The organism is Rothia dentocariosa ATCC 17931 (assembly GCF_000164695.2).
Lineage (GTDB): Bacteria > Actinomycetota > Actinomycetes > Actinomycetales > Micrococcaceae > Rothia > Rothia dentocariosa.
The window spans coordinates 803,776-824,641 of the sequence record NC_014643.1; the positions used below are offsets into that span (position 1 = coordinate 803,776).

Annotated in this window: 23 protein-coding genes; 13 read left to right on the forward strand and 10 right to left on the reverse strand. The window is 55.8% G+C overall.

The window, feature by feature from the left end; genetic code table 11:
- Window positions 1-125: 125 nt before the first annotated feature.
- Window positions 126-1,217, reverse strand: a complete 1,092-nt coding sequence (locus tag HMPREF0733_RS03545; protein ID WP_013398010.1) for a diacylglycerol/lipid kinase family protein — start codon at window positions 1,215-1,217, stop codon at window positions 126-128.
- A gap of 190 nt (window positions 1,218-1,407) precedes the next feature.
- On the opposite strand from HMPREF0733_RS03545, the gene HMPREF0733_RS10920 reads away from it, so the two are divergent.
- On the forward strand, window positions 1,408-1,536 hold the full coding sequence (locus HMPREF0733_RS10920; RefSeq protein ID WP_013398012.1) for a hypothetical protein: 129 nt from the start codon (window positions 1,408-1,410) through the stop codon (window positions 1,534-1,536).
- 157 nt (window positions 1,537-1,693) lie between these two features.
- On the opposite strand, the gene HMPREF0733_RS03550 is transcribed toward HMPREF0733_RS10920, so the two are convergent.
- Window positions 1,694-2,476: an ABC transporter permease gene (locus HMPREF0733_RS03550; RefSeq protein ID WP_013398013.1), complete on the reverse strand. Its 783-nt coding sequence runs from the start codon at window positions 2,474-2,476 to the stop codon at window positions 1,694-1,696.
- On the reverse strand, window positions 2,466-3,407 hold the full coding sequence (locus tag HMPREF0733_RS03555) for an ABC transporter ATP-binding protein (protein WP_013398014.1): 942 nt from the start codon (window positions 3,405-3,407) through the stop codon (window positions 2,466-2,468). Before HMPREF0733_RS03555 ends, HMPREF0733_RS03550 begins: the two co-directional genes overlap by 11 nt.
- Before the next feature lie 761 nt (window positions 3,408-4,168).
- Here HMPREF0733_RS03555 and HMPREF0733_RS10930 point away from each other — a divergent pair.
- Window positions 4,169-4,297, forward strand: coding sequence for a hypothetical protein (locus HMPREF0733_RS10930; RefSeq protein ID WP_013398016.1), 129 nt, complete (start codon window positions 4,169-4,171; stop codon window positions 4,295-4,297).
- A gap of 416 nt (window positions 4,298-4,713) precedes the next feature.
- On the opposite strand, the gene serS is transcribed toward HMPREF0733_RS10930, so the two are convergent.
- Together serS and pheA are read right to left on the reverse strand one after the other, a co-directional pair.
- Window positions 4,714-6,018 carry a serine--tRNA ligase gene (gene serS / locus HMPREF0733_RS03560; RefSeq protein WP_013398017.1) on the reverse strand — a complete coding sequence of 435 codons (1,305 nt, stop codon included), beginning with the start codon at window positions 6,016-6,018 and terminating at the stop codon, window positions 4,714-4,716.
- Window positions 6,019-6,133: 115 nt separating this feature from the next.
- Window positions 6,134-7,099 carry a prephenate dehydratase gene (gene pheA / locus HMPREF0733_RS03565; RefSeq protein WP_041321885.1) on the reverse strand — a complete coding sequence of 322 codons (966 nt, stop codon included), beginning with the start codon at window positions 7,097-7,099 and terminating at the stop codon, window positions 6,134-6,136.
- A gap of 140 nt (window positions 7,100-7,239) precedes the next feature.
- Here pheA and HMPREF0733_RS03570 point away from each other — a divergent pair, with 140 nt between their 5' ends.
- The gene (locus HMPREF0733_RS03570; protein WP_013398019.1) at window positions 7,240-8,169 is read left to right on the forward strand and encodes a hypothetical protein; all 930 of its coding nucleotides are present in this window, start codon (window positions 7,240-7,242) and stop codon (window positions 8,167-8,169) included.
- Between the two features lie 137 nt (window positions 8,170-8,306).
- Here HMPREF0733_RS03570 and HMPREF0733_RS03575 read toward each other — a convergent pair whose 3' ends face one another.
- Together HMPREF0733_RS03575 and HMPREF0733_RS03580 are read right to left on the reverse strand one after the other, a co-directional pair.
- Window positions 8,307-9,170 (reverse strand): spermidine synthase, encoded by an 864-nt coding sequence (locus HMPREF0733_RS03575; protein WP_013398020.1) that lies wholly within the window; start codon window positions 9,168-9,170, stop codon window positions 8,307-8,309.
- A gap of 274 nt (window positions 9,171-9,444) precedes the next feature.
- Window positions 9,445-9,765: a thiamine-binding protein gene (locus HMPREF0733_RS03580; RefSeq protein WP_013398021.1), complete on the reverse strand. Its 321-nt coding sequence runs from the start codon at window positions 9,763-9,765 to the stop codon at window positions 9,445-9,447.
- Window positions 9,766-10,161: 396 nt separating this feature from the next.
- On the opposite strand from HMPREF0733_RS03580, the gene pta reads away from it, so the two are divergent.
- Entirely contained in the window at window positions 10,162-12,255 is a 2,094-nt protein-coding gene (gene pta / locus HMPREF0733_RS03585; protein ID WP_004005808.1) for a phosphate acetyltransferase, read from the forward strand.
- Between the two features lie 104 nt (window positions 12,256-12,359).
- Here pta and HMPREF0733_RS03590 read toward each other — a convergent pair whose 3' ends face one another.
- Together HMPREF0733_RS03590 and HMPREF0733_RS03595 are read right to left on the reverse strand one after the other, a co-directional pair.
- Entirely contained in the window at window positions 12,360-12,713 is a 354-nt protein-coding gene (locus HMPREF0733_RS03590) for a HepT-like ribonuclease domain-containing protein (protein ID WP_013398022.1), read from the reverse strand.
- On the reverse strand, window positions 12,710-13,012 hold the full coding sequence (locus HMPREF0733_RS03595) for a nucleotidyltransferase family protein (RefSeq protein WP_013398023.1): 303 nt from the start codon (window positions 13,010-13,012) through the stop codon (window positions 12,710-12,712). Before HMPREF0733_RS03595 ends, HMPREF0733_RS03590 begins: the two co-directional genes overlap by 4 nt.
- A 68-nt stretch (window positions 13,013-13,080) precedes the next feature.
- On the opposite strand from HMPREF0733_RS03595, the gene HMPREF0733_RS03600 reads away from it, so the two are divergent.
- From HMPREF0733_RS03600 to HMPREF0733_RS03630, 7 genes are all read left to right on the forward strand, one after another.
- A complete protein-coding gene (locus HMPREF0733_RS03600) occupies window positions 13,081-13,404 on the forward strand; it encodes a metal-sensitive transcriptional regulator (protein ID WP_013398024.1) in 324 nt (107 codons plus the stop codon).
- 57 nt (window positions 13,405-13,461) lie between these two features.
- The gene (locus tag HMPREF0733_RS03605) at window positions 13,462-13,677 is read left to right on the forward strand and encodes a heavy-metal-associated domain-containing protein (RefSeq protein WP_004005811.1); all 216 of its coding nucleotides are present in this window, start codon (window positions 13,462-13,464) and stop codon (window positions 13,675-13,677) included.
- A gap of 2 nt (window positions 13,678-13,679) precedes the next feature.
- Complete coding sequence (locus HMPREF0733_RS03610) at window positions 13,680-14,117, forward strand: hypothetical protein (RefSeq protein WP_013398025.1); 438 nt, start codon at window positions 13,680-13,682, stop codon at window positions 14,115-14,117.
- 74 nt (window positions 14,118-14,191) lie between these two features.
- Complete coding sequence (locus tag HMPREF0733_RS03615; RefSeq protein WP_013398026.1) at window positions 14,192-16,591, forward strand: heavy metal translocating P-type ATPase; 2,400 nt, start codon at window positions 14,192-14,194, stop codon at window positions 16,589-16,591.
- A 171-nt stretch (window positions 16,592-16,762) separates the two neighbouring features.
- Entirely contained in the window at window positions 16,763-17,455 is a 693-nt protein-coding gene (locus tag HMPREF0733_RS03620) for an O-methyltransferase (protein ID WP_013398027.1), read from the forward strand.
- Between the two features lie 72 nt (window positions 17,456-17,527).
- Window positions 17,528-17,956, forward strand: a complete 429-nt coding sequence (locus HMPREF0733_RS03625) for a DUF2703 domain-containing protein (RefSeq protein WP_013398028.1) — start codon at window positions 17,528-17,530, stop codon at window positions 17,954-17,956.
- Window positions 17,957-18,088: 132 nt separating this feature from the next.
- Complete coding sequence (locus HMPREF0733_RS03630) at window positions 18,089-18,748, forward strand: NAD(P)H-dependent oxidoreductase (RefSeq protein ID WP_013398029.1); 660 nt, start codon at window positions 18,089-18,091, stop codon at window positions 18,746-18,748.
- Window positions 18,749-19,031: 283 nt separating this feature from the next.
- Here the strand turns inward: HMPREF0733_RS03630 and HMPREF0733_RS03635 are convergent, their stop codons facing one another.
- The gene (locus tag HMPREF0733_RS03635) at window positions 19,032-19,292 is read right to left on the reverse strand and encodes a hypothetical protein (protein ID WP_013398030.1); all 261 of its coding nucleotides are present in this window, start codon (window positions 19,290-19,292) and stop codon (window positions 19,032-19,034) included.
- A 194-nt stretch (window positions 19,293-19,486) separates the two neighbouring features.
- Between HMPREF0733_RS03635 and HMPREF0733_RS03640 the strand changes: the two genes are divergently transcribed.
- A complete protein-coding gene (locus HMPREF0733_RS03640; RefSeq protein ID WP_013398032.1) occupies window positions 19,487-20,215 on the forward strand; it encodes a nitroreductase family protein in 729 nt (242 codons plus the stop codon).
- Window positions 20,216-20,247: 32 nt separating this feature from the next.
- Window positions 20,248-20,820 carry a DJ-1/PfpI family protein gene (locus HMPREF0733_RS03645; protein WP_013398033.1) on the forward strand — a complete coding sequence of 191 codons (573 nt, stop codon included), beginning with the start codon at window positions 20,248-20,250 and terminating at the stop codon, window positions 20,818-20,820.
- Window positions 20,821-20,866: the final 46 nt, after the last annotated feature.

Genomic DNA, 20,866 nt, shown 5'->3' on the forward strand with positions numbered 1-20,866 from the left:
TTTCTTGAAACAAACTTTCATCTCATTCTCGCACTAAAAAGGTGTTTAAAGCGAGATAACCGGTGAAGACACCACATCAAAGAAGGTTAAGCCACATAAACACGGCGCTCGGGCGGGTCGAGGTTCTAGGTTGTCAGCGCATCCGGGTGCACATTCACGCTGAGGGCACTCGGCACGATGCGCGCCTGCAGCCTGATCGCCGAGGGTACTAAATCGCCGTCGACTTCAATAGGCTGTGCGCCCGAAAGCATGTCCAGTGAGACCCGATGTCCCACATAATGGCGCATGACCGGCAGAGAGATACGCGATGAACCGGGCAGGGCGCGGCGAACCACTTTGGCAGCCAGCTGCCCCCATTCCAGGACGGTACGCGGCGATATGATGATCACTTCGAGGTTGCCGTCATTAACCTCGGTAATATCGGTCAGCTGCAGTCCGCCCTGCAGCCGCCCGCAATTGGCGATGAGTACCGAACGCGCACGTGCTTCGAAAGGTTCATCGTCGTCGAGCTGTATTCTGACCTTGTGGGAGTGCCCGAAGATATGGTTCAGCCCGCTGTGCACATAGGCTAACCAGCCGATACGCGCTTTAAGGTCTTCATTGGCGTCGTTCATGACGAGCGCATCGAATCCTGCGCCGCTCATCACGTAGAACATGTGGTTGGTAACGTCACCTTCCGCTGATTCGGCGCTCATGTCGATAGCATCGACCATCTGGCGTGTTCCGTTGAGCGCAATGTTAATGCAGGCGGCTATGTCGGTGATAGGTAGGCGCAGGTTGCGTGCCAGCAGGTTGCCTGTCCCTAACGGAATAATACCGAGCGTGACGTCTTTGCCCCGACTCCTGGCTTCTTGAATGGCGGCGGCGACCGCGCGCACGGTTCCGTCCCCGCCGACCGCGAGCAGGGTATCTACGCCCCGGTCGATCAGATCGCGAGCAGCCTGGGTGCCGGGTTCGTCGATACGAGTGGTACTCGCGAGGGCCGGTTTCCAACCGTTGGCAACCACGGTACGTTCCAGAATATTAACTACCGCGTGGGTGCTCGACTTGCTGGGGTTATACACAATACCGATGTGCCGCTCTTGAGCGACGGGCAGGGTACTCCAGATTCCGAGGGGCGTAACGATGCGCTGCGCATGCTTGCGAACACGCCGAGCAACCGCCGTGAGAGTCGCTGCCGCGGCGGATGCACCAACAAGGTTCCGAAAAAGGGACATATCTTTAGAGTACCGGGTGCAGCGATATTGGGTTCGCCAACACTGACGAAAAGCGCAGGTTTTAGAGAATCACCCAAATATTTGTTGGGTAAAGGTAATACTGCCCTCTTCCCGGGGTACGCCACGGCTTAACCATAATGCAGAAATCCCCGTGCGTTGACTCCTGAGGCAGGAAGGCGGTGGGAAGTTCATGACGTTCTTCGAACTCACGGAAACAGCCCAAGCGATCCTGGTAAGTCTTATCCTTACCGATGGATCAGCTCAGGCTGTTTCATACACCGTTGATGCGCTTAAGGTTATCATTCGTAACCTGAAGTAACATCACCCCACGGAGGGAACCTAGTCGTGACTGCGTCTAGGTTCCCTCACTTTCGTGAGGATCCTCAACTGTGTTTACCATAATGCAGTTACTGATATGCTAGCACACCGTATTTTCGTCGTTTGTGGGTTCCCCTGCACGATTGAGAGGTCAGAGGCTAGACCCTGTGCGTATCCTTACTCAAGCACCAAGCCGCACCCGCCACAAAAATCACCAGCCACGCCACCAGGTTCACCAAAGCCCAAGGATCCCATTCCACCCCCACAGGCAAACGAGCCAAAACACCTAACCCGTACGACGGCAACCAATGCACAATATCCTGAAGCGCCTGAGGAAAATGGGACAACGGAAGAAACAACCCACCAAATACAGAGAACACAGAGATAATAAGATTAATAAGCGTTTGCGCACTATCAGCAGACATAAAATAGCCCACAAAAATACCAAACGCAGCAAAAGCAGAACTGCCAGCAATAATAATGAGTGACGACTGCGCCGCCTGCCACGCATCCAAAGGCATACCCGTCACAAGCCCCAGAACCATCATCACCACAACAGCGATAGCCCCCAGCAACATAGACGAGAGCACCTTCGTAATAACGTACCCCAAAGGCCGAAACGGCGTCAGCGCAAGAGCACGCGACCACCCCTGGACACGCTCAATCGGAATAGCAGCACCGACAGCCGAACTAGAAACAATAGCAGCATAGGCACTGATCCCGATCATATAGTAGGTCCCGGTATTCACCGACCCTTCCAAGCTGTCCCGCTGCGGATAAGCGATCATAAAGAAGAACATAACAGGAAGCAAAATAGCCAGGAGAAAGATCCGCAAGTTACGGAACTTCCTGCGCAACTCCAGCAGAACAACAGTGCTATTAATCCACACAGGACGCACTTGAGGAAGACTCGCCGCCTGGGCACTAGTGTTATTTGGCATTCTTGTGCTCTCCTTCGGAATCGGTCTCGGTCAGTAACACAAACGCATCATCTAAGGAAGACGATGCGATCTCCAGGTTCTTAGCGAACCCATCAGCAAGCAGATGCGAAGCAACAGCGTCCGCATCAGCAGCAGAGATTTCCAAGCGAATACCGTGCAACGATACTGCACTCACACCGTCAAGAGCACGAAGCTCCGCAAGACGCTCCTCAATTTGCTCAGACGTCCACGCATCATTGACCGTCGCACGCAAAGTAGAACCCCGCGCATACGACCTGATCTCAGCAGGAGTCCCATCCGCTACCACATGCCCCTGATTAATGACCACCACACGATCAGCAAACTCATCAACCTCAGCCAAATAATGAGTCGCAAACAAAACAGCACGCTGATGATCCCCCGACTGAGTCACCGACGCCCAAAAATCACGGCGACCCTGCACATCCATACCAGCCGTGGGCTCATCAAGAATCAAAAAATCCGGATCAGTCAACAACGCAATAGCAAAACGAAGACGCTGCTTCTGCCCACCAGAACATTTCTGCACAAGCGTCTTAGCATTACCCTCAAGCCCGGCCTGAGCCAGAACAGCAGAAACATTCTTAAGCTTGCCGTACAAAGACGCCATATATTGCACGGTTTCTTTAACCGTCAAATCAGGAAGTAAACCACCATCCTGCTGCACGGCAGCAACATGCCCTGCTTTAACAGCATGCTGCGGAGTCGTTCCAAAAACCTCAACCGACCCAGCATACGGTTTAGTCAAACCCAAAATAATATCAACCGCAGTACTTTTCCCCGCACCATTCGGCCCTAAAAGAGCAACAATCTCACCAGGATTAACCGTCAGATCAAGACCATGCAAAACAGTAGTACTACCAAACTTCTGAACAACATCACGCATCACCACCGGAGGCGAAGAATACATCATCAGCAGTTCCTTTCAAGAGCTATAAAGGCTGAATACATCTGTGTCATCACATATGAATACACACAAAGGTAGTTACACCCATAAAAGAATAGTTTTATTACTTTTACTGCTGAAGAGGTGAATGAACAGAAATAGAAATAATGTGTAGAAGTCTCAGATGCGTACTTAAACACATATCAACAATACACCCAATATCATTCCATATGAACCCTGTTAAGTGAATGTGTAGACCGTGTTTTCGAGCTTCTGCTTATATTTGTTAGGTAAAGTTAATACTGCCCTCTTCCCGGGGTACGCACGCGCCACGCATATCAAAGTGAAATCCCTGCGCGTTGATTCTTGGGGCAGAGAGGTGGTGTGGTTAGGATGTCTTTCTATGAATTCATAGAAACGACCCAGGCAATCCTCGTGAGCTTCATCCTCACGGACGGATCATCCTGGGTCGTGTCAGCCATCTATGATTACGTCAAGAACCTACTGGAAATCTTGAAGTAATCCCCACCTGGGGCTCGGAAGTTCTCGCTTCTGAGCCCCTTCTTCGTGTGCGAAAAGATGACTTTGCATATCAAAGTAATATCATCATGCTATCACACCACCATAGCTGTTTTATCAGCCTCTTACACCCACCGATTTAGGCGAAATCCACCACATACTTTTTAGGTAAAGTTAATACTGCCCTCTTCCCGGGGTGCGCCGCAGCACATCCATTTCAGTAAATCCCTGCGGTCGACTCTTGGGGCAGAGGGGAGGTGAGTAGAGCCATGATGTTCTTTGAACTCATGGAAACAGCCCAAGCAATCCTGGTAAGTCTCATCCTTACCGATGGATCAGCTCAGGCTGTTTTGCATGCTCTTGATGCTCTCAAGGTTGTTATCCGCAACCTGAAGTAGTATCAACTCGCAAGGAGAGGTTCGGTCGTTGCAAGCCGCCGAGCCTCTCCGCTACATACATAAAGTATGTAGCTTTCCATTTCAGTAATATCTTCATGCTAGCACACCGTACTTCCGCCGTTGGCGGGGTTTCCCATGCGGTGAAGCGGCAGGCTTAGCGACTCGGCGAAGCACCCGTTTTACACCGCAGGAATAACCTCAGCACCGCCCATGATGGATGAGGGAACTGGGTGCGAGCGCGCGAGCACTTAAGAAGTTTCCGAATCAGGCGAGGTAACGAGCCTGGTGCCTCAGGAATACGTACCGAGCCGCCCGAATGCTGAGGGGACGGAGGGCCGCACCTTCCGAGCGCGCGAGGGAACCAAGGTGCGCCCGGAGTGGAGACCCACTCCAACACCCCTCAAACTATCTCAAATCTACGACGCGACCGGAATAACCTCAGCACCGCCCATATACGGGCGCAGTGCTTCAGGGATACGCACCGAACCGTCGGGCTGCTGGTGTGTCTCCAGAATCGCCACAACCCAACGGGTAGTCGCCAAGGTGCCGTTGAGGGTTGCGACCGCGCGGGTGCGGCCCTTGCGTACATTGCCCACATCGTCCACGGTGTCTGCGGTGCGTTCGCGTATGTTCAGGCGGCGTGCCTGGTAGGTGGTGCAGTTCGAGGTCGAGGTCAGCTCGCGGTAGGTGCCCTGGGTGGGAACCCATGCCTCACAGTCGAATTTGCGTGCGGCAGAGGTGCCCAGGTCCCCTGCGGCGGTATCAATCACGCGATACGCAAGGCCGCATTTTTGCAGCATTTCTTCTTCGAGGGCGCGCATCTGCTCGTGTATTTCTTCCGCCTGTTCCACCTGGCAGTAGACGAACATTTCGGCCTTGTTGAACTGGTGCACGCGAATGATACCGCGGGTGTCTTTACCTGCGGCACCGGCTTCGCGGCGATAGCAGGATGACCATCCCAGGTATTTTTTGGGTCCGTCGCTAAGGTCGAGTATTTCGTCCATATGGTAGCCCGCAAGCGCCACCTCCGAGGTGCCGACCAGGTACAGGTCATCACGTTCGAGGCGGTATATTTCGTCGTCGTGCTTGACGTTGAACCCGGTTCCGTTCATAATTTCGGGGCGCACGAGGGTGGGGGTTGTCATCATGGTGAAGCCGTTGGCTGTTGCCAGATCGAGCGCCATCCACATGAGCGCCTGCTCCAGGCGGGCAACCTGCCCTTTGAGGAAGTAAAAGCGCGAGCCGGAGACCTTGGCGCCACGTGCCATATCGATGCCGCCGATGAGTTCGCCTATTTCCAGGTGGTCGCGCGGTTCAAAACCTTCTGCGGCGAAATCGCGGGGGGTGCCGACTTCTTTGAGCACCACAAAGTCGTCTTCGCCGCCGGTGGGTACGCCGTCGATAATCAGGTTTTCGATGGAGCTTAGCAGCTCTTCATATTCGGCGGTTTTCGCCTCAGATGCCGCTTTCGCATTTGCCACGTGGGCGGCGAGTTCTTTCGCCTGCGCTACGAGAGCGGGTTTCTCTTCCTTGGGTGCCTTCGCCACCTGTTTACCGAAGGCGTTCTGTTCGGCGCGCAGGTTCTCGTAGGTGCCGATCGAGGCGCGGCGTGCGGCATCCGCCTCAAGAATACGGTCTACGTGGGCTTCGTCTTTGCCGCGTGCTCGCTGGGAGGCGCGGAAAATCTCGGGGTTTTCGCGGAGGAGGTTAATATCAATCACATATCAATAGTACCCAGTCGCCCCCAGCCGTAAAAAGAGCCTTTATGCGAATAAAGCGGGATTCCCAACGCTTTATTCGCATAAAGGCTCTTTTTATACGGTCGCGGGGGGCGGTTTAGCGTTTCAGATGCGCCGGTCGCCCACCCGGGAAGAGCGATTCCACCCATGCGTGGGCAGCATCGAACGAATTCTCGGAGTGGATGCGCGGCGCAACGGTGGGCTGCCGGTCGGCACGCGGGTACGATCCCAGGTATTTAATGCCGGGTGCTATGCGGTGCAGGCCACGCAGGGCGTCGCGCATTCGAGCCTCATAAATATGCCCGTCTGCGTCCACACTGAACATATAGGATCCCATTTGCCTGCCGGTGGGGCGCGATTCGATGCGTGAGAGGTTAACGCCGCGCGAAGCAAACTGTTCGAGCAGTTCCAGGAGCGCACCCGAACGGTTTTCGGGAGTGCCCTCTCGATTTTCGGGCAGAGGGATCGTGAGCGTCGTCTTATCGGCGCCGGTAGGCTCTGGAATATCCGCGGTACTGCTGATAAGCACAAACCGGGTGACGGCGTTTTTGTTATCGCCGATGTCCTCGGCAAGCACATGCAGGTCGGGGTGAGTTGCCAAAAGCGCGGGCGAACAAATCGCGGCATCATAAGCACAGGAAGGATCAAGCAAACCCACGGCTGCTGCCGCGGTGGAGGAACCGGGCAGGTACTCGGCGGTGGGGATAGTCTCATCTACCCATTGCCGCACCTGGGCCCAGGCATGCGAGTGGGTTGAAACGGTTTTAATATCTTCCAAAGCGAGCGGACGCGCCGCGACCAGCACGAACCTGATAGGTACCAAAACTTCGCGGATAATGCGCATTCCCTCGGAAGCCGCGATCGCATCAAGAGTGGCGCTCACCCCGCCTTCGACCGAGTTCTCAATGGGCACCATAGCTGCATCCACATCGCCACTGCGAAGACGTTCGAGCGCGTTAGGCACGCTGGTGGCGGGAATGCGTTCGGCACCGACCACGCCGGGCACGGAAAGCAGGGCGGATTCGGTGAAAGTGCCTGAGGGTCCAAGGTAGGTGTATCGCATGGGTTCAATCTTAGCGCGAGGTGGGTTCGGCACCGCCACAAGCTCGCAGGATGAGACGTTATTTAACACAAGGTTGAGCTCTATGACGCATATCGTCTTCGTGCGCTGAGTGGTGTTCATGTCGTGCCATACTTGAGGATATGTCACCCAACTTCACGCTTCTTGATCAGCTTTATACCCAGGAAAGGCTGCTTAATTCCGGGTATACCCGCACCACGATGCGGCGTAAACTACGCACAAAAGAGCTGATCAGCGTGCTTCAAGGGGTGTATATTGCCGCATCGGTCTGGGATTCTTTTACGCCTTCTCTTCAGGTTTTGGCGCGCCACACCGCGCTGGCGCTGCGTGACTCTACCTGCGTGTTTTGCCTATCTTCGGCGGCGTTTTTGTACGGTCTGCCTCTTCTGCATGTGCCGCAGAATTTGCATGTGCTCGCCGGATATTCGGTGCGAGGGGCGGCATCGGACGGCGTTCTGGAGCATACAAGCAATGAAGCCTCAGTACAGGTGACGGTCTTACGCCCGAATTTTCGGGTTACTGAGCTCTCGCAGACCCTCCTGGATTGTGCCCGCACACTTCCCGTTCTTGAAGGATGCGCTCTCGTTGATGCCGCGCTGCACCGCCGAATGCTTGCACCCGAAGAGATTTTGCCGCGTTTGCAGGCGAGCCAAAATTCGGCGGCCACCCATATTGCCACGCATGCGGATGCGCGCAGCAGCTCACTTCTGGAAAGCGTTGCGCGTCTGCAGCTGGTTGAGATGGGTCTTCCCGCGCCCGTGCATCGGCTGGATTTTGAGGCATATCTGTTGAGAGCTTCGGATGCACATGCCCCGAACCGAGCCTCGGACTATGTGGGTGTGTACCGCATGTTACGCACCCGGCAGGCGAGTTTCGTGTGGCTCGAACAGCGGGTGGGTCTTGCAATGGTGGCTTCCGACGCCGTGCTTCCTCACGCGGATGCACCCACCCCCGAAGGTTGGCATATGGTTCAGGTTCGGTGGGAAGATTTTTATCCTTCGTCGCGAGTGCTTCGTGAGAAACTGCACCCCTATTTTCCACAACTTAGGTAAGTGCTTTTTGGGCACATAAAATATATTCCGATATAGGAATATAAGGTATTTGACTAGTATAAATAAAAATTTATGCCGATATATGCCATATTCCCGATCAGGCATATAGCAGGTGCTAGGGGCTAAGTAAACACGGTTTATGCACCCTTCCGGGCGAAGGCCCGAACCTTCTCAGTATCCCAATACTGGGCAGGTACTCCCCCACCCATGAGGACACGAGAAATAGACGCCGCCTCGGCGCTTCCAAGCTGCGGAAGCGGAACATGTGAACCCGCCAGAATAATATTTCCGCGCCGCCTTCCTTTGAGCATTGCGGAATCGGCCACAATACTCACGTATTCAAATACCTCAAGCAAGGCGGCGGCTTCGGCGCGGGCGGCATTAAGCGTGCGGTCATCGCCGCAGTTGAGAATATACAGCCCACCGGGCCCCAGAGAGTTATCAACCGTCCGCACGAAATCCACACCCGTAAGTTCCGCCGGAGTTTTATCTACCGCGAATACATCGCGAATAACCACATCGCGCGATGCCGGTGCAAACGAACGAGTGACGGTGCCTGCATCACCCACCCGAATTTTTACGCGCGGCGACTTAGGAATATCAAACCAGTCACGCACATGTTCGGCCAGCTTGGCATCAAGCTCCACAACGGTATTGCGTGAATTTGGGTATACGTCCGCGCAATAGCGCGCTAGAGAACACGCCCCGCCGCCTAGATGGGTGATACGCAGTTTTTCGGGATTAAGATGAGTCTGAATATGCGAGTCGAGAACCGCAACAATCCAGCGCATGTACTCAAAATCGAGCATGCGCGGCTGCCCCACTATTACATGCGACGACTGCACACCGTTGATGAGCAGAAGCCAACCATCAGAGTGGTAACCATCGGGCACAAGCTCAGCCTCACCGGTCGAAATGGGGTACACACCGGCAACCGCACCTGTTTTGTTCGGATGCTCGGCGCGGCGCGAGGCAGCGCTGCGGTTTTTCTTTTTCGCCATGCACATAAGCCTACGCTAGGTTCGGGCAGCAGGCAGGAATTCGAGTCCTAAACTATGAACCTGCCTGTCGCTGCCCGAGCTACCGGGTCAGCCGTATATGCCGCATCTGGAATACAGTTGAGTGTTCCTGCGGCGCAAGCATTTCAACGGCTAGGAGTACCTTCACAAGGACTGTAAGCACCGCCCGTTACGCACGCATAGAGCATCGCCACGATAGCCGTTAATTCTATATGCCGCATACAACATATAGCCTTGTCAAGCCAGTATTCCGAGCTTATTTACCAGATTCCATCTGATCTATAGCCGCATTGAGACGCTGCACCTTACCCTCAATTTCGCCATGATCGTGACCGGGGCGAATATCGGCCTTGACCACCAGTGAGACGCGCGGGGCACGTTTCGTCACCGCCTCGGTAGCGCGTTTAATAACATCCATGCACTCGTCCCAGTCGCCTTCAATCGTGGTGAACATGGGTCCGGTTTGATGCGGCAGACCGGAAGAACGAACGATAGATACGGCCTCGGCAACCGCATCGTGAACAGAACCGTCGGCGGAACCCCCGCCCGTAGGAGCTACAGAAAATGCAAACAACATATTTCAATCGTAGGTTCTCACACGAAAAATCTACAGAGGGCCGATACGCGCCCCGGGGACTTTCGCTGAAAGTACAAGAATTTTGCATGAAAGCGACGTTTGATAGGGCGAGATATTTGATTGTGTGTTTAGTGCATGAAAACATGCTTTTCGCCACAAAATATTTCTCAAACCCCACCTAAAACCATATTAACTGCGAAAATACGCACCAAAAACACACCATGATGCAGTCTTCAATCCCCCTTGCACCGCGACAAAAGGTTTGCCCGACTCTCAACCCCGATAAGATAGAAAGGACAAGACAAACTCGACGAGAGTCGCCGCATCCGGCGCATCCAACGTACGTACCGGATTGTTAGCGCGCCCCCGCCGAACGTTCAACGCCAAAGGAGCACTATGACCACCGGCATTTATCTCTCGGCGATGACCCAGGACTCAGGCAAATCCCTGATCGCCTTGGGCCTCGCAGATTCCCTTGTGAAGCGCGCCGATCGAGTAGGCTTTTTCCGCCCCATTTTCAAGGGCGAAACTGCCAGCGATGACCCCATGATCCGCCTGATGAAAGAGCACTTTAACCTCTCTGACGAGCAGGTGGGCGGCGCAGTATCGCTCACCGAGGCACTAGAGTTCATTGCGGAGGGCAACACCGAAGAAATTTCGGCCCGCGCGGTTTCCGCCTATGAAGAAATTGCCGCCCACAGCGATGTTGTGATCGTGGACGGCATATACCTGACCGCCCAGAACGCACTCGCCGTCGAGTTCGATCTCAACGCCCAGGTATCCCGCGATTTAGGTCTGCCCGTGATCGCTATCGTGGGTGCGAACGAGGCATCCCTCGAAGAGGCAACCAACGCCGTAGAGGTTGCACGTTCCGAACTTAAGGCAGCCAAGGTCGATCTGTTCTCGATTATCGTCAACCGTGCCGACCCCGAGCTGCGGGAGAGCATTGAGAAGAACGTTAAGCTGGGCGAGCATAAGTTCCCCGTCTACGTTCTGCCCGAAATCGCAGACTTGGGTAAGCCTACCATCGCGGAGGTCGTCTCCGCCCTCAAACTCGACGGTTCGCACCTGTCGCAGGAAGATCTTGGCCGTGACATTAACGAGATCAAGATTGCCGCAATGACCGTCTCAAACTTCCTCAACCAGTTTGCCGACGGCGACTTCGTGATCGTTCCCGGCGACCGCGCCGATGTTGTGGCCGCGACCCTCGCATCCGCGCTTTCGCCCACGTTCCCGGCACCTTCGGGCATGCTGCTCACAGGCGGACTCAACAACCTGCCCGGCAATAACACCGCTGTGGGCAGCCTGCTTGAAAGCGCGCCTTTCCCAGTACTATCGACCGACCGTGACACCTTTAAGTCGGCGCGCGCTGTTTCCCGCGTGCACGGCAGCGTGATTAACGGCCAGGCCCGCAAGCTTGCGAGCGCATTCGGCGGCTGGGATGAATACGTGAACCAGGAAGAGCTGCTTTCACGCCTTGAGCTTGAGCGCCCGGCTTCGATGACCCCGCTGCGATTCCTGCACAACCTGATTGAGACCGCTCGTGCGAACCGCCGTTCCGTGGTTCTGCCTGAGGGCTATGATGTGCGTATTCTGCGTGCAGCCGAGATGATTGCACGCCGCGATTTCTGTGACCTGATTCTGCTGGGCAACCCGGATAAGATTTCGGAAATCTGCCAGGCTGAGGGTATTAACTTGCCTGCCTCGATTCGTATTATCGACATTGCGAATAACGAATACAGTGAGGATTTTGCGGCGACTTATGCTGAGCTGCGCGCGCACAAGGGCATGACTATTGAGGGCGCGCGTGAACGCATGAGCGATCCCTCGTATTTCGGTACGATGCTGGTTTACAAGGGTCTTGCGGATGGCATGGTCTCGGGCGCTATCAACACGACCGCGAACACGATTCGCCCCTCGCTGGAGTTCATTAAGACCCGCCCGGGCACCAAGATTGTGTCTTCGGTGTTCCTGATGCTCATGGAAGACCGCGTGCTGGTGTACGGCGACTGTGCCGTGAACCCGAACCCGAATGCTGAGCAGCTGGCGGATATTGCGAAGGCTTCCGCCGAGACTGCGCGCCAGTTCGGGGTTGATCCGAAGGTGGCTATGCTGTCGTACTCGACCGGTACCTCCGGTTCCGGTGCGGATGTGGATGTGGTGCGCGAGGCCACCGAGATTGTGCGCGCCTCTAACCCGGATTTCGCGGTGGAGGGTCCGATTCAGTACGACGCGGCCTCGAACATGTCGATTGCTTCAACCAAGATGCCCGACAGCCAGGTGGCGGGTCAGGCGACCGTGTTCATCTTCCCCGACCTGAACACCGGCAACAACACCTACAAGGCTGTGCAGCAGTCTTCGGGTGCACCCGCCGTTGGCCCCGTGCTGCAGGGTCTGCGCAAGCCCGTGAACGACCTTTCACGCGGTACCACCGTTGAGGACATCATCAACACGGTGGCGATCACCGCTATCCAGGCGCAGGGGATGTAAGCCGCGGTTAAACACCACGAACGCTTCAGCAAAAACCAGATAAAACCCCGGAGTGCAGCAGTGTTTCTGCGCCCCGGGGTTTTTCTGTTTCAGCCTACGACGGGTTACAGGTCGGGAAGAGATGATGCCTGCAAAGTCTCCAACTCTTGCATCACACCTGATAGGTGCTGTGAAGCTATGCGCCACACAATATTGAGGTCGATATCGCCGTAACCATGAGAGATAACATTACGCAATCCGATCAGGCGGTGCCAGCTCTCACTATGGTGAGCCTGGTAATAATCAGGAAACTGCTGACGAATTTTAGACAGATTCTCGCCCATTTCCTGCAGCCGCATACAAATAGCATCTTGTATAAGCTCTGATTCAAAAAATGCTTCTGCAGACTCTGGGGTGTAACGCTGCACGCGTCTGCCTGCATCAAGCGCCATGATGATGTAAGGGTCTGGAACTTTCACAACGGCAGCTCCGTCAAGTCGGGTTCGATGTAAGGGCGAAAAACAGGCTTAATAGAGGTCAGTACGTCGACCGGGTACCCTGTAATCTGCTCAAGCTCCTCAGATAACCGCAACAATACGCCGTAATCTGGGGAGTCTTTCATCTCTATCAAAAAATCAAGATCACTGGCGGGGGTAAGCTCGCCGCGTGCCGCGCTACCGAATAGGTGTGCTTTAACCACCCCATACTTCCGCAGGGTATTGAGCACCGTTTGCTCGTGCGGAAGCGTATAGACCGATTGAGGGTGTGGTGCACGCATAAAGCCAATATATCAAATCACTTTCACCACCTCTTGATATATACCCCCCTAGGGTATACACTGGATCTATGACAAACCGTGATTCCTCAGCACAGCCACACGGGTACACCCCAAACAAGGAGGCGCATTTGAAGCGCCTGCGCCGCATCGAAGGGCAAGTGCGCGGTATCGCCCGCATGGTCGAGGAAGACAAGTACTGTATTGATGTGCTTACTCAGGTCGCGGCGGTTTCCAAAGCGCTTCACGCAGTCTCACTCAACCTGCTCGAAGAACATATGGGGCATTGCGTCACCAACGCCGCAATTGAATCCGAACGTACAGGTGATGCGACAATAGTTGATGAGAAAATAAAAGAGGCAACCGCCGCCATATCCCGCATGATGCGCAGCTGACATGCGGGCGGCGCATCCACAAGTTTTGTAATTCCAAAAATTCTGGAAGGAAACATCATGGCAATCACCACCGTCAAAGCAACCGGCCTCACCTGCAACCACTGCGCCATGAGCGTGAGTGAAGAAGTCGGCGAAGTTCCGGGCGTCACCGGCGTGAACGTAGACGTGGTCAAAGACGGCGTTTCGACCGTCACCATCGAGCACGAAGGCACCCTCAATACGCAAGCCGTAGCGGACGCCATCGTCGAAGCTGGCTTCACTCCCGCCGTCTAATCATGGCGTATTCTCCGCAGTACCAGGCAATGGCGGTCGGGGCAGTGCGCGCACTCGTAGGCACCGAGAACATTCACCTGACCGAGGCGATTTCCCGCGTGGCACGGCAGATGGGGCTCGACTCCGATCTGCTGGATGCGTGGGTGCGCGACTCCACCCCCTACACGGCGCGCGAGGATCAGCGCGGGCTGAAGCGACGGGGCGCATCGCGAATATATTCCTCACAGGATCATGCGGCGAATACCCCCGCAGACGGCACCGGCGATAATCTGCATCCCGGTGTGCACGGCACCGCATACGACGCCCTCGCTCAACGCCGCACATTCAGGCGTGCTGCCCTCACGCGGGTTCGCGGGGTGAACGATCGAGGCTCGAAACTAACCGGGCAGCGACCGCGCAGCAACCGTGCCGATGGACTGCCGGACGAAGGCGAAGTATAGATCAGGGCGGACTGCAGCAGGCAAAGCCCGAAGACAGCACAGCATCGTGAGCATTGAGAACCGAGGCGAAGAACATGGGTAACTCAACTCAAACAGCATCCACCACAGCTGAGAACGACCATTCTCTTTTCGATTCCTCGGCTAATGGCGGGCAGACGCGCATTATCCACCTGGATGTTCAGGGCATGACGTGCGCATCCTGCGTGGGTCGCGTGGAACGTAAACTCCGCAAAATTCCGGGGGTTGATCCCGCCGTGAACCTGCCGCTGGAGTCTGCGCGCGTGATCGTTCCCGCCGATATTACCGATGAGCAGATCATTGAAACGGTCAATAACGCCGGGTATACGGCATCGCTCAAAACCGAGGTTCGCGATGCAGAGTCCGAAGAGACGACCAACGCGCGCAGTGGGGGCTTGGGGTGGCGCATCGTTGTGGCGTTATTGCTGGGTGTGCCGATTTTCTTGATTTCGATGTTCCCCACGTTCCAGTTCCCGCACTGGGGCTGGGTGCTTGCGCTTATCACGCTGCCGGTTGCGGTCTATAGCGCCGAGCCGTTTCACCGCGCCGCTCTCACGAACGCACGCCACTTCAGCAGCACGATGGACACGCTGGTTTCTCTCGGGGTGATTGTCGCCTACCTGTATTCACTCGCACAGCTGTTCATGAACCCCGGGCTGACCGAGCATGTTCACCCCATGCAGGGGGGCATTCTCGGCATGTTCTTGAGCGGTAACCATGCGCCACTGTATTTTGATTCGGCGTCGATGGTGACTTTATTCCTGCTGATCGGGCGGGCAGTTGAGCACCGTACACGAACCCGCTCTTCCGAGGCTCTGCGCACCCTGCTGAGCCTGGGAGCACGCACCGCGACCCTGCTTCGCACCGACAAGCGGGGAACCACGCGCGAGGTGCAGATTCCGGTCGAGGATCTGTTGCCGGGAGACGAATTCTTGGTGCGCCCGGGTGAAAAAATCGCTACCGACGGCACGGTTATTGCAGGGTCTTCCGCCGTGGATGCCTCCCTGCTGACCGGCGAATCGGTGCCTGTCGAGGTTTCGGTGGGCGATGCGGTCACCGGCGCAACCCTGAACACCTCCGGGTCGCTGACGGTGCGCGCCACCCGCGTGGGCTCTGAGACGACGCTCGCAAAAATGGGTGAGCTGGTTGCCGCCGCCCAGGAAACGAAGGCACCCATCGCGCGCCTTGCCGACCGTGTTTCTGCGATTTTCGTGCCAACAATTCTGGTGATTTCACTCCTGACTCTCATCGGGTGGCTGGCTGTATCGCACGATGTGCCGCGTGCGTTCAACGCGGCGGTTTCGGTGCTGGTGATCGCCTGTCCGTGCGCACTCGGTCTGGCTACCCCCACGGCGCTGCTGGCGGGCACCGGGCGCGGCTCGCAGCTGGGCATACTGATTCGCAACGCGCAGGTGCTGGAAACTACGTATGCGGTGAACCGCATCGTGCTGGATAAAACCGGGACCGTCACCGAAGGTACAATGCGCGTGGCACGCTTTGGAACCTTCGACGATTTCACCGAAGTCACAGACGACAACGCCTCTTCAAAGAGCGAACGTTCTGTATCTATTCTGAGCGATGCCGCAGCCGTGGAGGCACTGAGCGAGCATCCAATAGCCCATGCTATTGCGCGTTTTGCGACAGAAAATTATGGAGCATTTCTCGGTACCGTTGAGAACTTTGAGGGCGTGCCCGGAGGCGTGCGCGGCGAGCTCGTGCGCACTCGGGGCGAGGGGGAGTCCCGCCGCCTGGTGCTGGTGGGCACCCCCGAATACCTGCTGCAGGCGGGCGTTCCCCTCACTGAGAAGCAGCATCAGATGCTTGAGCAAACGCGTTCGGAAGGGCTGACCACCGTGGCTGTGGCTCGCGCGATCGGCACAAAGGACCCCTTGCCTGTCGGGCTCATCGCACTGGCAGACTCCCCCAAACCCGAGTCGGCGCAGGCTATCGCCGAGCTTCACGAACTGGGCTTAGAACCCACGCTGCTGACTGGTGACGCCCCCGAAGTTGCCCAGGCTATCGCATCCAGCGTGGGGATTAATCCTGAAAACGTCTTTGCGGGGGTCACGCCCGAACGTAAATCTGAGGTTATCGCGAAGCTTCAAGATGAAGGCTACCGGGTGGCGATGGTTGGCGACGGCGTGAACGATGCGCCTGCCCTGGCCCGCGCAGACCTGGGCATGGCGATGGGCTCGGGTACGGATGTTGCGGTGCAGGCTTCGGATATTGTGCTGATGCGCTCGGATATGCGCGCGATCCCCACGTCGCTGCGGCTTTCGCGGGCGACTTTGCACACCATCAAGTCGAATCTGTTCTGGGCGTTCGCATACAACACTATCGCGGTGCCGGTCGCAGCGGCAGGGTTGCTGAACCCGATGATTGCGGGCGCGGCCATGGCGTTCAGTTCGGTGTTTGTGGTGCTCAATTCGATGCGCCTCACCCGATTTGAGCGTTAGCCCGGTTTGGGACGGGGGGCTTCGTCTTTTGTGCGTCTTTGCGCAAATCCCTTGTACTCCCCTGCTGACGCTGGCATGATAAGAGGAATCATATGACCGCACTATTTTCAGGGGTATGACTCTGAAATTTGTGGTGCAGGTAATACGTGCCGAAGCATCCGGGAGATTCACATGCCCAAATTAACCCCGCAAATGTTCACATTCCTCAACGACCCACCGGTCGAAGACACACTCTATGACCTCTACGACGCCACGCTCAAGCAGGGCAAGCGCATGTTCATACATTTTCTGCCGAAAATCCACCAGATTTTAGGCAGGGGGATTGATTGGGAGACCGAGAACGAAGATTTTTATACCGATAAATACATCCCCATAACCCCGCAGCAGGGAGAGTTTCTGTATATGCAGGCGCTGGCGAGCGGCGCGCGGAATATCGTTGAGTTTGGTACGTCCTACGGCATCTCGACGCTGTATCTTGCCGCCGCCGCAAAACGCAATGGCGGGCGCGTAATCACCTGCGAATATGTGCCTCATAAGGCTGAGGCCGCGCGGAAAAATTTTGAGCGGGCGGGGCTTGCGGACTATATCGAGCTGCGCGAAGGCGATGCGCTGAAGACCCTGCAAGACCTGGATTTCAGCCCCGATTTTGTACTTCTCGACGGGTGGCCTGACCTGGTGCTTCCCGTCTTTCAGCTGTTGGAGCCGCATCTTGCCGACCGCGCCGTGATTGCCGTAGACGATGTTGAAGGATTTGGTCCGTCTATGGAAGATTACCTCGACTATGTGCGCACCCCCGCCAACGGATACGTCTCAGTAACCATGCACCCGAGCAAAGCCCTGGAATACACCGTAAAAGTGGCGTAAACACTGGCGTGCCCACGCCCCATCTCATCACAACCAAATAGATTATAGTTTCAAAAGGAAAGGTAGTCCCTGATGAAAACTTTACCTATTATCTGGCAGCACCTTGTCAATGCCGAAAAACAAACCTGCTCACGGTGCGGTACAACAGGTGAGGAGCTGCGCAAGGCTTTACAGGTATTGGAAGCTGAGCTCTTGCCTCAGGGTATTCAGCCTCATCTGGAAATCCGTACAATGAGTGAAGAAGAATTCTTGACTCATCCTGAGGAATCCAATCGTATCTGGATTATGGGTGTACCCCTGGAAGATCTAGTGGGTGGGATACAGGGAAGCAGCACCTGCGACGATGTGTGCCACGGTGAACAGTGCCGAACCGTCGAGTCCCAGGGGAAAACATATGATGCAGTTCCAGCCTCTCTGATTGTGCAGGCCGCTCACCGGGCTCTTTCACTCGAAAAACCAGCTGAAGATCGGCGGCAGTTTGTCCAAACGATATGTTGTTAGCCGTAGGAGCACATCTAAAGCACGCTTTGGGCAACGCAGTCAATCACGCTGTGCGAAAAAACCGGCGGGAGGCGCATCCCTGCTCGATATACTAAATTCCGTCATAGAAACCCAGCACAGAAAAGGAAAACCATGATTCTCACTCGTGAACAAGCAATTGAAATTTTCAAGCGTCGCGTTTCTACCCGCTCCTACGACCCCGCCCGTACAATCAGCGACAAAGACTTTAACACAATCCTTGAGTTCGGCCGCCTCTCCCCCAGCTCGGTTGGTTCCGAGCCGTGGAAATTTCTGGTGATACAGAATAAAGAGCTACGTGAGAAGCTCAAGCCTATCGCCTGGGGTATGGCAAACACGCTCGATGACGCCAGCCATGTGGTGATTATTGTGGCGAAGAAGAACGCCCGCTATGATTCCGATTTCCTGCTGCAAGCGCTAGCGAAGCGCAATCTTCCCGAAGACCAGATGCAGATGGCGCTGGATATGTACAAAAACTTCCAGGTGCACGATATGAAGATCGCCGACGACGAGCGTGCCCTTTTCGAGTGGACTAGGAAGAACACTTATATTGCGCTAGGGAATATGCTCACGGGCGCAGCAATGCTCGGCATCGATTCCTGCCCCGTTGAAGGCATGGACTACGATGCGGTCACCCAGCTCCTCACCGAGGAAGGGCTTCTCGACCCTGAGGATTACGGCGTATCCGTTGCCGCAACCTTCGGCTACCGCTCGCGCGAGATCGACCCGAAGCCACGCAAGCCGCTTGATGAGCTCGTTGTGTGGGCCAAGTAGTCTGCTCTCCCTGAGTTCCCGCGCGGGACTCTTATCTGGGGGTCGGGTTCAGGTACTTAGCAGCCTGCCCGGTCCCCTAATTTACCCGGTTTCTGCACTCACTGGGCGTACCTATGCGCTGGCGCTTCACTAGTGGAATGAGTCGGTGCTACGTTCCGTGTCGCTGGTGCGTGAACACGGATTTTCCCCACTAACCCCGCTCCTGGGACATTTCGATGCGCACACGGTCACCGAAAACTGGTTCACCGGGTAGCTTCCCGCCCGGTCTCTTCGTACCGGCCAGCTATTCTTTGCGGTGTTCCCGGTATTTATCGTGTGCCGTGCGACCAAGTTTCTTTCCGGTTTTTGTGGCGATTTTGCGTTCCGCTTTATGGGCGGCGCGTTGGGAGGTATCGCCCGAATCCCGCATAATACCCTTGAGAATAACGGCACCGATAGCCACGAACGCGATAACAACAACTGCAAGCACAACGGGGAGTATCCAGCCGGGCGCATCAGCCTGTTCGTTGAGGGTATCGTGGGCGAGAATGTTCAGAAGTATCACGGAGCCTCCTCGTTCTTATACTGCGCCTGCTTCTTTCCACTATAAAACCTGTGCTCACAAGGCGCTTTATACGGCATCGCGTTCGCTTAAATATCCAAAATTATGCGTGAATTCCGCACCCGTAAACGATAGTCTTAAAGGTGAGGGTTAGTTTTATATGCCTTCGGAACGCCGCTGTGGAAAGGAGTCGCATAATGTCCCTGCTAGATTTGCTGAACCGCCGCCGTTCGGTGCGCCATTACGACGAAAACCAGCCCATTGATGCCGATGTTGTCAAAGAGTGTTTGCGGGCGGCTCAGCTGGCGCCCACAAGTTCGAATATGCAGCTGTACGAGCTCTACCACGTAACTGATCCCGCCACCCTGAATAAACTCGCCGCAGCGTGCATGCACCAACAGGCCGCCAAGACCGCGCAGCAGATGGTGGTGTTCGTAACCCGCCAGGATTTGTACCGCCGCCGTGCGAAAGCCGCACTGGAATTTGAACGCGGCAATGTTGAGCGTAACAGCCCGGCTGAGAAGCAGAAAGACCGCATCAAGAATTGGGAAATGTACTACACCAAGGCTATGCCGCTCCTGTACGCGCGCTGCTTTGGTCTGCTGGGCGCATCCCGCGCAGCAATGGCGAATTGTGCGGGTTTGTTCGTTCCGATGATGCGTGAGGTTTCGGAGCACGATTATCGCGTGGTTGTGCACAAGAGCTGCGGCCTGGTGGCGCAGACGTTTATGCTCGCGATGACCGAGGCGGGGTACGATACCTGCCCGATGGAAGGCTTCGACAGTCACCGCGTGAAGAAACTCCTCAACCTGCCGCGCAATGTCGAGATTAACATGGTGGTTGCCTGCGGTATTCGCAAACCCGGCCACGGCATCTGGGGCGAGCGCTTCCGCCTGCCCTTCGACGAGGTTTACCGTAGGGTTTAGAGACAAGTGAGCTGAGGTTACAAGGAGTTCCCATGAAAACACTTGCTGTCGTCATTCTGGATAAATTCGCCGACTGGGAACCTGCCCTGCTTGCCGCCGGGCTGCAGAGCATCATCGGCGGGTACACAGTGCGGTGGGCGTCCGTCAATCGAGAAGTGAAAACCTCTATGGGCGGGTTGCGTGTGGAACCCGATATGACAATTCCCGAGATTCCCTCAACTGCGGATGCGGTCATCGTCATCGGCGCGGAGGGCTCATGGCGCGCCCTGCCCGCCGAAGATTCCCAGAAGCTCGCCTCAATTCTGCGTAGTTTCAAGGATGCGGGCAAACCGGTCGGCGGTATCTGCGACGGCGCATATTTCTTGGCTTCTGCTGGCCTGCTCGACGGGCGCAGGCACACGGCTAACAGCTTTGAGGACATCAAGGATTTGCCCGCCTACACGAACCCGCATCAGTACGTAAACACCACGCGCGAGGCGGTGCGCGATAAGAACCTGGTGACCGCCAGCGGGCTGGGATTCGTTGATTTCACCTTTGAGATGCTGCATGCTCTCGGTGATATTCCTGACGCCGCCATTGAGCAGTTTAACCAGATGCTGCGATAACTGCCGGGTTCATCTCAACTAGTATATTCACTCCATACAGAATACG